The 14,245-nt window shown below is 57.5% G+C and carries 7 protein-coding genes, 8 tRNA genes and 3 rRNA genes; 17 read left to right on the plus strand and 1 reads right to left on the minus strand.

The annotated features are described in order from the left end of the window. Positions 1-9: 9 nt before the first annotated feature. Positions 10-2,175, minus strand: coding sequence for a penicillin-binding protein 1A (locus tag C3F12_12535; protein PWB43538.1), 2,166 nt, complete (start codon positions 2,173-2,175; stop codon positions 10-12). Between the two features lie 176 nt (positions 2,176-2,351). On the opposite strand from C3F12_12535, the gene C3F12_12540 reads away from it, so the two are divergent. The 17 genes from C3F12_12540 to C3F12_12620 all read left to right on the plus strand — a co-directional run bounded on the left by C3F12_12540 (position 2,352) and on the right by C3F12_12620 (position 14,243). Then, positions 2,352-3,680 carry a tyrosine--tRNA ligase gene (locus C3F12_12540; protein PWB43497.1) on the plus strand — a complete coding sequence of 443 codons (1,329 nt, stop codon included), beginning with the start codon at positions 2,352-2,354 and terminating at the stop codon, positions 3,678-3,680. Between the two features lie 239 nt (positions 3,681-3,919). Then, positions 3,920-5,475 (plus strand): 16S ribosomal RNA (locus tag C3F12_12545). A 139-nt stretch (positions 5,476-5,614) separates the two neighbouring features. Next, positions 5,615-5,691: transfer RNA gene (locus C3F12_12550), tRNA-Ile, on the plus strand. A 68-nt stretch (positions 5,692-5,759) separates the two neighbouring features. Beyond that, a tRNA-Ala gene (locus tag C3F12_12555) sits at positions 5,760-5,835 on the plus strand. 158 nt (positions 5,836-5,993) lie between these two features. Next, positions 5,994-9,024, plus strand: a 23S ribosomal RNA gene (locus tag C3F12_12560). 28 nt (positions 9,025-9,052) lie between these two features. After that, a complete protein-coding gene (locus C3F12_12565) occupies positions 9,053-9,370 on the plus strand; it encodes a hypothetical protein (GenBank protein ID PWB43498.1) in 318 nt (105 codons plus the stop codon). Between the two features lie 61 nt (positions 9,371-9,431). After that, a 5S ribosomal RNA gene (gene rrf, locus C3F12_12570) occupies positions 9,432-9,548 on the plus strand. Together the 16S, 23S and 5S rRNA genes with 2 tRNA genes alongside form the textbook arrangement of a ribosomal RNA operon. 305 nt (positions 9,549-9,853) lie before the next feature. Next, the gene (locus C3F12_12575; GenBank protein PWB43539.1) at positions 9,854-11,329 is read left to right on the plus strand and encodes an N-acetylmuramoyl-L-alanine amidase; all 1,476 of its coding nucleotides are present in this window, start codon (positions 9,854-9,856) and stop codon (positions 11,327-11,329) included. After that, on the plus strand, positions 11,296-11,886 hold the full coding sequence (locus C3F12_12580) for a hypothetical protein (protein ID PWB43499.1): 591 nt from the start codon (positions 11,296-11,298) through the stop codon (positions 11,884-11,886). Before C3F12_12575 ends, C3F12_12580 begins: the two co-directional genes overlap by 34 nt. Positions 11,887-11,904: 18 nt before the next feature. After that, positions 11,905-12,657: a ribonuclease PH gene (locus tag C3F12_12585; protein ID PWB43500.1), complete on the plus strand. Its 753-nt coding sequence runs from the start codon at positions 11,905-11,907 to the stop codon at positions 12,655-12,657. A gap of 36 nt (positions 12,658-12,693) precedes the next feature. Beyond that, on the plus strand, positions 12,694-13,296 hold the full coding sequence (rdgB, locus tag C3F12_12590; protein ID PWB43501.1) for a non-canonical purine NTP pyrophosphatase, RdgB/HAM1 family: 603 nt from the start codon (positions 12,694-12,696) through the stop codon (positions 13,294-13,296). A gap of 47 nt (positions 13,297-13,343) precedes the next feature. Next, a tRNA-Pro gene (locus tag C3F12_12595) sits at positions 13,344-13,420 on the plus strand. 113 nt (positions 13,421-13,533) lie between these two features. Continuing rightward, positions 13,534-13,611: transfer RNA gene (locus tag C3F12_12600), tRNA-Arg, on the plus strand. Positions 13,612-13,704: 93 nt separating this feature from the next. Then, a tRNA-His gene (locus C3F12_12605) sits at positions 13,705-13,779 on the plus strand. Position 13,780: 1 nt separating this feature from the next. Continuing rightward, positions 13,781-13,857: transfer RNA gene (locus tag C3F12_12610), tRNA-Arg, on the plus strand. A gap of 114 nt (positions 13,858-13,971) precedes the next feature. Beyond that, positions 13,972-14,048, plus strand: a tRNA-Arg gene (locus C3F12_12615). Between the two features lie 119 nt (positions 14,049-14,167). Next, positions 14,168-14,243, plus strand: a tRNA-Lys gene (locus tag C3F12_12620). The last annotated feature ends 2 nt before the right edge of the window (positions 14,244-14,245 follow it).

The raw sequence follows: 14,245 nt of genomic DNA on the forward strand, positions 1-14,245 counted from the left end.
CCGCCCTTCTCACCTGAAGAAAAACTCCTTGACAGCATCCTTGTCGTCGGCTGTGGTGGGACGCCCGGATAGGTAGTTGACCAGCGCCGGCGCCACGTTCTCCGGCATCGGGAAATCTTCCAGAGGTGTATCCTGAAGGGCCCGCTGCATGAAGCGGGTCCAGATGGGAACGGCGAGGGTCGCGGCCGATTCGTGCGGCCCCAGTGACCGCTTGGTGTCGTAGCCGAGCCAGACACCTGCGACGAGCGTGGGCGTATACCCGATGAACCAGGCATCAGTGGCTGCCTGAGTCGTTCCCGTTTTACCCGCTATGACCCTTCCCAGGATGCGCGCGCGCGACCCCGTCCCCCGCTCGATGACGCCCGTCAGGACGTTGGTCAGAACAAATGCCGTCTCGGCCCTCATCACCTGTTGCCCCGCCGGGGTGTACTCTTCCAGGAGCGCGTCTTTGTTGTCCGTCACCTTCCTGATGCCGTAGGGTAGAAACCGTATTCCCGAATGTGCAAAGACGCCGAAGGCCGAGACCATCTCAGACAATGTGACCTCCGAGACGCCGAGGGCCAGCGCGTACTCCCTGCGCAGCGGACTCTCAATCCCGAGGGTGCGGGCCAGCTCGATGACCGGATCGACCCCGAGCTGCTCAATCAGCTTAACCGCAACCACGTTGACGGAGTGTTCGAGCCCATATCGTAACGTGGTCGGGCCGCGGAACTTCCGATCGTAGTTATCGGGGCTCCAGTCGGTTCGTTTCCCGTCCACAAGGATTGGATAGCGTACGGGCGTGTCGTTGATGATCGTGGACGGGGTGAGCCCGCGATCAAAGGCTGCCGCGTAGACGAGCGGTTTGAAGGCCGAACCCGGCTGCCGCCTGGCCTGCAGCGCGCGGTTGAACTTGGATCGCTCGAAATCGTAGCCGCCGATCATCGCCTTGACGCCCCCATCTCTCGGATCGATGGCGAGGAAGGCGCCCTCCATCTCAGGATCCTGTTCAAGGTTCAGATTCAACGTCTTGGTTTTTTTATTGACACTGAGGATCTGCGCCTTCACCTCCATTCCGACCTGAAGCTGTTGGTGCGGTTGCGAGGTGTTGAGCCAACGGATCTTGTCAAGGGCGATCTCGCCGTGATAGCCGCCGATCTGAACCGTGATAGCCTTCGGTAGAACCTTCGTAACGGTCGCGCGAAGGGTCTCGCCCGCCTTCGGGATCAGGTAGGTGGGAGCGGTACGGTCGGTGATCGTAACGGTTGGGGATCGTGGTCGGGGTGCGCGAAAGCCGCGAGCCTTGTCGATCTCCCTCAACCCCTCGATCAGGGCCGCCTCCGCGGCGCGTTGCGCAGCGATGTTCAGTGTCGTGTAGACCTTGAGGCCGCCATGGTAGACGGCGTAGGTGCCGTAGGTGTCCTCCAGTTGCTGGCGGATGTATTCGACGAAGTAGGGGCCGAGGTTCCGGGTCTTCTCGAACGGAAACTCGTCGAATGTCGCGGTCAGGGCAGACGCCGCCTGCTGCTTGGTAATAAACCCCTCCTCAACCATCCGGGCCAGCACATGATTCCGGCGGCCTATTGCCCGTTCCTTGTCGGTGATCGGGGAGTAGTAGTTCGGCGCCCTCGGCAGGCCGGCGAGGGTGGCCGCCTCGGCAAGATTCAACTGCTCGACCGTTTTCTTGAAGTAGGTATGAGCGGCGGACTCCACCCCATAGGCCCCATGCCCGAAATAGACCTGATTGAGGTAGAGCTCAAGGATCTGGTTCTTGGAGTAGTGTTTCTCGATTTCGAGCGCCAGGATGGCCTCCTTGATCTTCCTCGACAGGTGTTTCTCCGGGGTGAGCAGCAGCAGCTTCGCCAACTGTTGGGTGATGGAGCTTCCGCCCTCAGCGGGGCGCAGCGCCCGCAGGTTGACAAGCACCGCTCGCGCGATACCCCGGAAATTGATCCCGCGATGCTGGTAGAACTGGGCATCTTCAACCGCGATCAGGGCATTGATCAGGTGGCGGGGGATCTTGTCCAGTGGCGTCCAGAAGCGCTTCTGCTCATACAGGGTCGCGAATGGCTCATCGTGATCGGAATACAGCGTGGTTACGAGACTGGGCTGATACTCCTCAAGCGCATCAAGTGTGGGGAGATCTCGGAGATAGGTCACCAACAAGCCGCCGAGGACGCCTGAGGCGACGGCCATCAACAACAGAATAGACCAGATGATCCGCCGCACCGACTATGTCTCTATATGCTGGATATCCAGAGAAGTGGTCACTGAACCGCTCAATATGCCGATCTCGATTGACACCACTATAACAGAGCAATAAGACCCCAACAAGTGTCGCCGGCCTCGTTGTTCACGATGATCGACGGGACATGAGGCGGAACGGTTTGAGGTTGCAGGGAGCGTACGCTTATGCTAGAAAGGCAACCACCCCCACAATGGAGAACTCGCAGATGAATGACGTGAAAGCGCAAGCCTATGAGCAACTGTGCGCCCTCCGGCGCGCTACGGTGGAGATCATCTCCGAGGCGGAACTGCTTGCGAAACTTGAGCGCTCGCTACAAACCGGCGTCCCGCTCCGCGTCAAGCTTGGCGCCGATCCCTCCGCGCCGGACCTGCACCTTGGCCATACTGTCGTTTTGAGAAAGCTGCGGCAGTTCCAGGATCTGGGTCATCGGGTGATCTTTCTCATCGGCGATTTTACCGGCATGATCGGCGACCCGACGGGACGATCAGAGACCCGGAAGCCATTAACGTCCGAGGAGGTCCGGGCGAACGCGGAGACCTATAAAAGACAGATCTTCCGGATTCTTGATGAAGGTCGGACCGAGATTCGTTTCAACAGTGAGTGGCTGAGTCGGATGGACTTCGCCGGCGTAATCCGCCTGGCGGCCCAGTATACGGTGGCCCGGTTGTTGGAGCGGGACGATTTCGAAAAGCGATACCGGGAGGGACGGCCTATCGGGATCCATGAGTTTCTCTACCCGCTGGCCCAAGGGTACGATTCCGTCGTGCTCAGGGCCGATGTTGAACTGGGCGGTACCGATCAGAAGTTCAACCTGCTCGTGGGACGGGAGCTGCAACGCGCCTATGGGCAGGAGCCGCAGGTCGCGCTCATCACACCCTTACTGGAAGGGACCGATGGGGTGCAGAAGATGAGCAAAAGCCTCGGCAACTATATCGGGATCGATGAGCCGGCCAGAGAGGTATTTGGAAAGGCGATGTCGATTCCAGATGAGTTGATTGTGAAGTACGCCGAGTTGGTGGCCGGGATGTCACTGGAGGCGGTAGAGGCGATGGATGAGGGGTTGAAGGCCGGCACGCTGCATCCTAGGACAGCGAAGGTCGAGTTAGCCAAGAGGCTGGCGGCGCTCTATCGTGGTGAGCCGGCCGCCGAAGAGGCGGCGACTGAGTTCGATCGGATCTTCCGCGAGAAGCGGCTACCTGACGAGATCGATCTGTTTATCATAGAGGATGCGAAGGCCGACGTAGATATCGCCTGGCTGATCAAAGAGTCCGGTGGGACCAAGAGCCTCTCGGAGGCCAGGAGGTTGATTCGTCAGGGCGGCGTGAGTCTTGATGGGGAGGTCGTCCGGAATGAAACCTTGAAGGTTCCGATGGAACGGGAGCACCTGCTGAAGGTGGGCAAGCGATTTTTCCGACGGGTGAAAAAGAGTCGTCAGCCGAAAGAAAATGCTTGACAGCTACGATGCCTTATTGTACTTTACAACTTCCGTTATTCGATATTGAGCATTGACGTATTCGAAATGATGCTCTATATTAACTGGAGAAGCGGTGCCCGGCAACCTTGCCGGGTTTTTCTGACTGTTCTTTGACAATAGAATATCGTTGCTACTGACTTGAGGGCGGATGAAGTTTGCCAGAGCGAGTCGACCGGAAACGGAAGCTCGCTTCGAGGCTTATACCTCGTGCGTTTCAATTTGGAGAGTTTGATCCTGGCTCAGAACGAACGCTGGCGGCGTGCCTAACACATGCAAGTCGAGCGTGAAAGTCCCGGCAACGGGATGAGTAAAGCGGCGAACGGGTGAGTAACGCGTAGGTAATCTATCCTTCGGATCGGGATAACCTGCTGAAAGGTGGGCTAATACCGGGTAATGTCCTTGTGAGGATCTTGGGGGGACCAAAGGGGGCGAGCGCAAGCAGCTCCCGCCAAAGGAGGAGCCTGCGTCCGATTAGCTAGTTGGTAGGGTAACGGCCTACCAAGGCGACGATCGGTAGCCGGCCTGAGAGGGCGACCGGCCACACTGGAACTGAGACACCTACGGGAGGCAGCAGTGGGGAATATTGCGCAATGGGCGAAAGCCTGACGCAGCGACGCCGCGTGGGTGATGAAGGCCTTCGGGTTGTAAAGCCCTGTCGGGTGGAACGAACGATCTGGCGGCAAATAACCGCCGGGTGTGACGGTACCACCGAAGGAAGCCCCGGCTAACTACGTGCCAGCAGCCGCGGTAAGACGTAGGGGGCGAGCGTTGTTCGGATTTACTGGGCGTAAAGCGCGCGTAGGCGGCCAGGTAAGTCGGTTGTGAAATCCCTCGGCTTAACCGAGGTCCCGCATCCGATACTGTCTGGCTGGAGTCTAGGAGAGGAAAGCGGAATTCCCAGTGTAGCGGTGAAATGCGTAGATATTGGGAGGAACACCGGTGGCGAAGGCGGCTTTCCGGACTAGCACTGACGCTGAGGCGCGAAAGCTAGGGGAGCGAACGGGATTAGATACCCCGGTAGTCCTAGCCGTAAACGATGGGCACTAGGTGTGGGAGGTATTGACCCCTTCCGTGCCGAAGCTAACGCATTAAGTGCCCCGCCTGGGGAGTACGGCCGCAAGGCTAAAACTCAAAGGAATTGACGGGGGCCCGCACAAGCGGTGGAGCATGTGGTTTAATTCGACGCAACGCGAAGAACCTTACCAGGGCTTGACATCCCGCGAACCTGCCTGAAAGGGCGGGGTGCCCGCAAGGGAGCGCGGAGACAGGTGGTGCATGGCTGTCGTCAGCTCGTGTCGTGAGATGTTGGGTTAAGTCCCGCAACGAGCGCAACCCTCACCCCTAGTTGCCACCGGGTTATGCCGAGCACTCAAGGGGAACTGCCAGCGTCAAGCTGGAGGAAGGCGGGGATGACGTCAAGTCATCATGCCCCTTACGCCCTGGGCTACACACGTGCTACAATGGCCAGCACAAAGGGACGCGAGACCGCGAGGTGGAGCTAATCCCAAAAAGCTGGTCTAAGTTCAGATTGCAGTCTGCAACTCGACTGCATGAAGGAGGAATCGCTAGTAATCGCGCATCAGCCCGGCGCGGTGAATACGTTCCCGGGCCTTGTACACACCGCCCGTCACACCACGAAAGCTGTCTGTACTCGAAGTCGCTGAGCTAACCCGCAAGGGAGGCAGGCGCCGAAGGTATGGTCAGTGATTGGGGTGAAGTCGTAACAAGGTAGCCGTACGGGAACGTGCGGCTGGATCACCTCCTTTCTAAGGAGTAATTAGAAACTCCCAGGTCAATGTACCCCAAGTCGGTAGCAATGATATTTATTCCATCCGCAGAGTCGCGCCCCACGCCTGTGGCGTATGAGTCAGCGTGGGCGCATAACGTTGTCGATCCTCCGTGAAGTTCGAAGGGGGCCTTTAGCTCAGCCGGTCAGAGCGCACGCTTGATAAGCGTGAGGTCCCTGGTTCGATCCCAGGAAGGCCCACCAACCCATTACTGGTGTCGGTGTAGTCATCGCGGATCAACCGCGCAAGTGGGCCCGCATCCGTAACGCATGGGGATGTAGCTCAGATGGGAGAGCACCTGCTTTGCAAGCAGGGGGTCAGCGGTTCGATCCCGCTCATCTCCACCATGGGGGTGTTGAGTGGGCGGTGCCCCTGACAGAGGTATCGAGCAGGTTGTAACGGACGGTTGGTGCGAGCGCTGCTCGCAGAGCTCTTTGACAATTGAATAAGCGATCCGGGTCTCCACTAAATAATTCATACAGACCTCGATAACCATAATAATTGGGGTCAAGCTACTAAGAGTGTACGGTGGATGCCTTGGCATCAGCAGGCGATGAAGGGCGTGGTAAGCTGCGATAAGCCTCGGGTAGTCGCACACAGACGCTAATCCGAGGATGCCCGAATGGGGAAACCCGATCCGAGTTATGTCGGATCATCGCTGGGTGAATTCATAACCCAGACGAAGCGAACCGGGGGAACTGAAACATCTCAGTACCTCGAGGAAAAGAAAGCAACCGCGATTCCCCCAGTAGCGGCGAGCGAAAAGGGATGAGCCTAAACCGATGGCGTGTGATAGCCCGTGTGCGTTGCGCCATTGGGGTTGAGGGGTCTTGCCTGGCCCTGATACGGCGGGGTCGAAGAGTAAAAAATCTCATGCCTAATTGAATGATCTGGAAAGGTCGGCCACAGAAGGTGACAGCCCTGTAGAGTAAAGGTATGAGACTCTTTGCGCAGGATACCCAAGTACCACAGGACACGTGAAATCCTGTGGGAATCCGGGGGGACCGCCCTCCAAGGCTAAACACTTGCTGATGACCGATAGCGAACCAGTACCGTGAGGGAAAGGTGAAAAGCACCCCAGTGAGGGGAGTGAAATAGTACCTGAAACCGTACACTTACAAGCAGTCGGAGGGCTATGCTCGCTGCAAGGCGAGAATGCCTGACGGCGTGCCTTTTGCTTAATGAGCCGGCGAGTTACTTGTACGCAGCAAGGTTAAGCCGCGAGGCGGAGCCGTAGCGAAAGCGAGTCCGAATAGGGCGATTGAGTTGCGTGCAGTAGACCCGAAGCCAGGTGATCTACCCCTGGCCAGAGTGAAGTGCCGGTAACACGGCATGGAAGCTCGAACTCATCACGGTTGAAAACGTGTGGGATGAGCTGGGGGTAGGAGTGAAAGGCCAATCAAACCTGGAAATAGCTGGTTCTCCCCGAAATAGCTTTAGGGCTAGCCTCGCAACGTAAGTGGCGGAGGTAGAGCACTGGATGAGCTAGGGCTCTCACAAGGGTACCAAACTCAACCAAACTCCGAATGCCGTCAACTGGAATTGCGGGAGTCAGACTGTGGGGGCTAAGCTCCATGGTCGAGAGGGAAACAGCCCAGACCACCAGCTAAGGTCCTGGAATGCAGGCTAAGTGGGAAAGGATGTCAGATTACTTAGACAACCAGGAGGTTGGCTTAGAGGCAGCCATCCTTTAAAGAGTGCGTAACAGCTCACTGGTCAAGTGTTCTGGCGCCGACAATGTAACGGGGCTCAAGCCTGCTACCGACGCTGTGGGATCTCGTTCGCTTCGGCGAATGGGATCGGTAGGGGAGCATTCTGCAGTCAGTGAAGCCGGACGGTAACGACCGGTGGAGAGTGCAGAAGCGATTATGCCGGCCTAAGTAGCGATAAACTAGGTGAAAAACCTAGTCGCCGTAAATCTAAGGTTTCCTGGGGAAGGTTAATCCGCCCAGGGTTAGTCGGTTCCTAAGCTGAGGCCTACGGGCGTAAGCGAAGGGCAACAGGTTAATATTCCTGTACTACCGGGCGACGACAAAGACGCAATGGGGGGACGCAGAAGGGTAGGCCATGCCCGTGTCGGACATCGGGCTCTAAGCTGGTAGGAGGTTTCGATAGGCAAATCCGTCGAGACGTCAACTCCGAGAAGCGATGGGGAGGCCGCAAGGCCACAAACTGGCTCAACCACACTGCCAAGAAAAGCCTCTAGCGAGTCGTTCGGTAACCGTACCGCAAACCGACTCAGGTGGATGAGGAGAGAATCCTAAGGCGCTCGAGAGAACACTCGCTAAGGAACTCGGCAAAATAGCCCCGTAACTTCGGGAAAAGGGGTACCATGCCGACGTGAGCAGGTTCGCCCTGCGGAGCGTCGGAAGGTCGCAGTGAATTGGGCCAAGCGACTGTTTAATAAAAACACAGGTCCGTGCGAAGCCGAAAGGCGATGTATACGGACTGACGCCTGCCCGGTGCCGGACGGTTAACAGGAGGAGTTATTTGCCGCAAGGCGGAGAAGCTCTGAATCGAAGCCCCGGTAAACGGCGGCCGTAACTATAACGGTCCTAAGGTAGCGAAATTCCTTGTCGGGTAAGTTCCGACCTGCACGAATGGCGTAACGACTTGGCCGCTGTCTCAGCGAGTGGCTCGGTGAAATTGTAGTACCGGTGAAGATGCCGGTTACCCGCACCTAGACGGAAAGACCCCGTGAACCTTTACTGTAGCTTGGCATTGGATCTTGGTGTAGTTTGTGTAGGATAGGTGGGAGGCTTTGAAGCGGGGACGCTAGTCCTCGTGGAGCCAACCTTGAAATACCACCCTTTCTATACTGGGCTTCTAACCCGGACCTGTGAAGCCAGGTCGGGGACAATGTCAGGTGGGCAGTTTGACTGGGGCGGTCGCCTCCTAAAGCGTAACGGAGGCGCCCAAAGGTTCCCTCAGCACGGTCGGCAATCGTGCGTTGAGTGCAAAGGCATAAGGGAGCTTAACTGCGAGACCTACAAGTCAAGCAGGTGCGAAAGCAGGGCTTAGTGATCCGGTGGTCCCGAGTGGAAGGGCCATCGCTCAACGGATAAAAGGTACTCCGGGGATAACAGGCTTATCTCCCCCAAGAGTCCACATCGACGGGGAGGTTTGGCACCTCGATGTCGGCTCATCGCATCCTGGGGCTGAAGCAGGTCCCAAGGGTTGGGCTGTTCGCCCATTAAAGCGGTACGCGAGCTGGGTTTAGAACGTCGTGAGACAGTTCGGTCCCTATCTGGTGTGGGCGTAGGAGATTTGAGGGGATCTGTCCCTAGTACGAGAGGACCGGGATGGACGAACCTCTAGTGTGCCAGTTGTCCTGCCAAGGGCATCGCTGGGTAGCTATGTTCGGAAGGGATAAACGCTGAAAGCATCTAAGTGCGAAGCCCACCCCAAGATGAGATCTCCCGGGTGCAAACCCCTAAAGACCCCTTGCAGATTACAAGGTTGATAGGCCAGATGTGTAAGCGCAGGAATGCGTTTAGCTTACTGGTACTAATCGGTCGTGCGGCTTGACCCCAATTATTTTTTTCTCTGTATGGATGTTCGGTCATGAAGTGGATCGCGTTGTGGCTGGTATGCGTAGTCGGGATCGTACTTTATCCGGCTATGTCGAACGGATGGCTCGAACGTCGTCTCGCGGCTGAAGAGAGGGGCGTCAACAGTAAGTCGGTCGCGTCAAAACTCGATATAAATACGGCGTCAATGCGGGAGCTTCAAAGGCTTCCCGGTATCAGCCCTGAAGTGGCCGAGCGAGTCGTTCGGAATCGACCCTATCATAAACTTGATGAATTAATCGTCAGAAACGTGTTGGGGCGGAAGGAATTGGCAAGAATCAAGGAGTGGGTTCGGGTGAATGGAGTGCAGTGAAAATGTTGTCGCCCAACACGAGACTGATCCGATACAACAAGACCCGGAAAGCTGGACAGTTCCTGGTGGTCATAGCGGAGGGGAAACACCCGTTCCCATACCGAACACGGAAGTGAAGCCCTCCAGCGCCGATGGTACTGCGTGGGCAACTGCGCGGGAGAGTAGGTCGCCGCCAGGATTTATTCAACAAAAGCCCCCACGGCTAGCTCTACCGTGTGGGCTTTTCGTTTTTCCTGTGTTTTTGGTCGTCCTGGAGAACCTCCCGAGACTATAATAACAGCAACTCGCAAGAGAGATGTACGAATGGGTCGGGAAGGCTGAGAGAGGAAGTATCGGGTGAGATATAGGAAACCAGCTCAACAATGGCTGGTGAGGGCAGTCTCGCTGCTGTGTGGATTTGCGGTGGTGGCCACGCATTTACCCGTGGCCCTGGCGGGGCCGGTGACGGTTATTCTGAAAGAGCAGCGCCTGACGCTTTCCACCATCGTGATTCAAGGCGAGGAATATCTGTCGCTGGCAAATCTGGCCAAGGCTGTGGGACGTCCGGCAAATCAAGTCGTAACCCGAGAGCGTGTCAGAATTCCCTTGGGGAGATCTGTTCTTTCACTCACAGTCGGCTCACCGGAGGTTCGAGTGGGCACGCGCGTCGTCTCGCTGTCCAAACCGCCTCGCCGACTCGGAAGGGCGATCGTGGTGCCAATTGAGCTTGTACCGATTACCCTCGGTGCGCAGTATGGTGAAACCCGGGTCAGTTGGGACCAGGAGACGCTGACAGCCACGATCGTCGAGCGGGACCATACGCTGCGCGTCTTACGATTTCACACCTATCCAGACCATACCCGGGTCGTCCTGGAAGGTACCAGACCGCACGATTTTATCGTGTTGGATGATGGGGCATCGGGTCGGGTTGTGGTGGAGGTGAAACAAGGGATCTTGAGCCCGTTAATTCGATCGCGTCACGTGTCTGATGGTCTGGTGAGAACGATTGAAACTCAACAGCTCGGTAATGCCAGTCAGATTACTATTTATGGGATGGGGCGCAGCTTATCGAGTACGATCTTCGCCCTGCAGCGGCCTGACCGGATTGTCGTCGATCTCTTCTCGCGCGATCGGCAAGCGCGCTCTTCACGGCAGGCCGAAGCCGCGATCCAACCAACACCCGGACAAACCGTCGGGTCGAAGGCGGCAGTTCGAAGCGACGAACCGATCGCGCCGTCCGACGTATCGTCGCCGGAACACATCATCAAGACGGTCGTCATTGACCCCGGTCATGGAGGCAGGGATTCCGGAGCGATCGGCCAGTCTGGTGCGAAAGAGAAAGACATCGTTCTTGATATCGGCCTCCGACTGCAGGAACTGATCGAAGAGACGCTTGGGATGAGGGTCATCATGACCAGGACGGAGGACATTTTCGTTCCGCTTGAAGATCGGACGATGATTGCTAATCGCCACAAGGCCGATTTTTTTATCAGTTTACACGTCAATGCCGCTCCTCAGAGTCGTGCGGTCGGCTTTGAGACCTATTTCTTGAGCCGCGAACCGTCCGACCGGGGCGCAAAGGCGTCCGCGATCAGGGAGAATACGGCTCTCCATCTTGATGGTGTCGGTCGAGATGCCCAGCGAGGCCTCAAGACTATCCTCTGGGATATGACGCATACGTTCTACGTAAAGGAATCGAGTGAGTTGGCGGAGTCACTCCTCAATGAGCTTGGACGCCATTTCAAAGTAGAGAATCGCGGCGTGAAGTCGGCACCCTTCTACGTCTTGGTTGGGGCGGCGATGCCGTCCGTGCTGGTTGAACTCGCCTTTATCACGAATCCGGATGAAGAACAGAAGTTCGAACAGGAGTCGTATCGGCACCAGGTTGCGCAGGCCTTGCTGGCCGGTATCGCCAAGTTCAAAACACGATATGAAAAACGGGTAGGATGGGTACCTGCACCCTCGTCTGCCATGAGATGAAGACCGCAGCCATCCTCATTGCCGTACTGGTGGTGATCGTTGGCGCTATCGTGCTGCGAGGCGCCGAATTCGTCGCGATGATCCGACCCGATGTCCAGCGCACCGCTTCGGAGGCACCAAGGTCGGCACCTGAAGGAGGACGAAGGCGCGTGACGCTCTTCTTTGTCAGCCGTGACGATCACGCCTTCCGTGAAGAGCGACGAGAGATAGAGGCGGGGACGACGATAACTGACGATGCCAAGCGGACTCTCGTCGAGCTGATGAAGGGACCGAGTGGCGACGACCTGTCGGCAACGGTTCCTCGAGAGACGAAGGTACAGAACCTCTTTATCGACTCATCCGGGACCGCGTACGTCGATTTTGATCAAGGCATACGGAACGGTCTGATGGGGGGCGCTCAAGAGGAGCTCTACACCGTCTTCTCTATCGTCAACACGCTGGCCTCCAACTTCTCCCAGATCACGCGTGTGCAGATCCTTATCGAGGGGGCCGAGACGGCAACATTGGCCGGACATGTGGACACACGCACGGCCTTACTACCGCAATACGTCTTTTGAGATCTGTCGGATAATCGTATGAAAGGAGAGCCCGTGAGGAGTGATGGTCGAAAGGTAGATGAGATCAGGCCGATAAAGATAAACCGCGGTTATCTGAGACATGCCGAGGGGTCGCTACTCATTGAGGTCGGTGAGACCCGGGTCCTCTGCACGGCGACGGTAGAGGAGAAGGTCCCGCAGTTTCTGCGCGCGACCGGTCAGGGGTGGGTGACCGCCGAATATGGCATGCTCCCCCGCGCGACCACGACAAGAACGCCTCGGGAATCGGCGACCGGGCGCGCCAGCGGCCGGACCTTTGAGATTCAGCGTCTGATCGGCCGCTCCTTACGGGCTGTGATCGATCTGACGCGATTGGGGGAGCGAACGGTGCTGGTCGATTGCGACGTGATCCAGGCCGACGGCGGGACCCGAACCACCGCCATTACGGGGGCCTTTGTGGCGATGGCCGATGCGCTCGCTCGGCTCCAAGAGAACGGGCAACTGAAGGGGCCGCTCCTGAAGGATTTTGTCGCCGGCGTGAGCGTCGGGTATGTCGACGGGGAACTGTTGCTGGATCTGAACTACCCCGAGGACTCTATGGCCGACGTCGATATGAATGTCGTCATGACCGGCTCCGGGAGATTTGTTGAGGTCCAGGGGACCGCCGAGGAGATCCCTTTTGATAAGGCGCAGTTGGATGAGATGCTCGGCTTGGCGACACGAGGGATCGACCGGTTTGTCGACCTTCAACGGGGGTTGTTGGGGACTGAGATCAACGGCCTGAAGATGTAAAGATGTAGCTTGACATCGGGGGGCGAGGTTTCTAGAATGCAGGTAGTTGTAGCCACGGCCAACGCGGGCAAATTTCAAGAAATCGTCACGATCCTCAGCGACCTGAGGATCTCTTTTTGTTCGCTTGCGTCCCTTTATGGGTATGTGCCGCCGGTCGAGTCGGGAACCACGTACGCTGAGAACGCCGGGATCAAGGCTCGGGCCGTTGCGGCGTACAGCGGTTGCTGGGCGCTTGCAGACGATTCGGGGCTTGAGGTTGAAGCACTCGGGGGGCAACCGGGTGTGTACTCGAGCCGGTATCTCGGCCCAACGGCGACCGATCAGGAGCGCAACGAGCGGATCCTCGAGTTGTTGGAGGGGAAGCCGGCCTCTGAGCGTTGCGCCCGTTTCCGGTGTGTGGTGGCTCTGGCGGGCCCACAAGGCGAGTTGACCCTGTCGGATGGGAGTTGCGACGGAATCATCGCTGAAGCGCTCAGCGGTGGCGGTGGATTCGGCTACGATCCGATCTTCATTGTTTCGGACCTCGGACTCACGATGGCCGAACTTCCGCCGGATCTGAAGAATCGAGTCAGTCATCGTGCCCAGGCTCTTGGGAAGATCAAGCCGTTGTTGCGCCGCCTCTACCTCGCCGCGGCGTGAGCTGAGCGGCGGTTGATCTCGACCCCCAGGTCTGAGGGGACGAAGGACGGGGCGTGGCGCAGCCTGGTAGCGCACCTGCTTTGGGAGCAGGGAGTCGGAGGTTCAAATCCTCTCGCCCCGACCAAAAAGACAGGGTTCGGGGTATAGGGTAGAAGGGTAAGGGTTAAATCGATAGTTCAACGATTTATTATTTGTCCTAGACCCCTAAACACCTAACCCCTATACCCCTGCTGTTTTGCGCCTGTAGCTCAGCCCGGACAGAGCAACGGCCTCCGGAGCCGTGTGTCGCCCGTTCAAATCGGGCCAGGCGCGCCAGTTTAACAGTGAATAGTGATAAGTGGTCAGTGGTCAGGAAAAGAGCCCGCCGCCTTCACTAATTACTAGTCACTCATCACTGTTTTGCGAATGGTGAGCGTAGCTCAATGGCAGAGCACTGGACTGTGGCTCCAGGGGTTGAGGGTTCGAGTCCCTCCGTTCACCCCACGCGCCCATAGCTCAGTTGGATAGAGCGCCGGACTTCGAATCCGTAGGTCGGGAGTTCGAGTCTCCCTGGGCGCGCCACGATAAGACAGGGTTTAGGGCAGAGGGTGTAGGGTGTGGGGGACGAGACAGGATTGCGGCTTGATTCGTTTAACCCGACACCCGACCCCCCTATACCCTACACCCCGTTCTACTGCGCCCATAGCTCAGTCGGACAGAGCGGCTGCCTTCTAAGCAGTAGGTCGCAGGTTCGAGTCCTGCTGGGCGCGCCATGAAAAGATCGGGTGGAGGGTGTGGGGTGTAGGGTATAAAAACAGGATCCAAGTTTGGGAGGCGCGCCGTGCTTTTAACCCTATACCCTATACCCTAAACCCTATACCCTGATGTCATGGGGCCGTTAGCTCAGTTGGTAGAGCAGCTGACTCTTAATCAGCGGGTCGTAGGTTCGAGTCCTACACGGCCCACCACC

This window comes from Candidatus Methylomirabilota bacterium (assembly GCA_003104975.1).
Classification (GTDB): Bacteria; Methylomirabilota; Methylomirabilia; order Methylomirabilales; family Methylomirabilaceae; genus Methylomirabilis.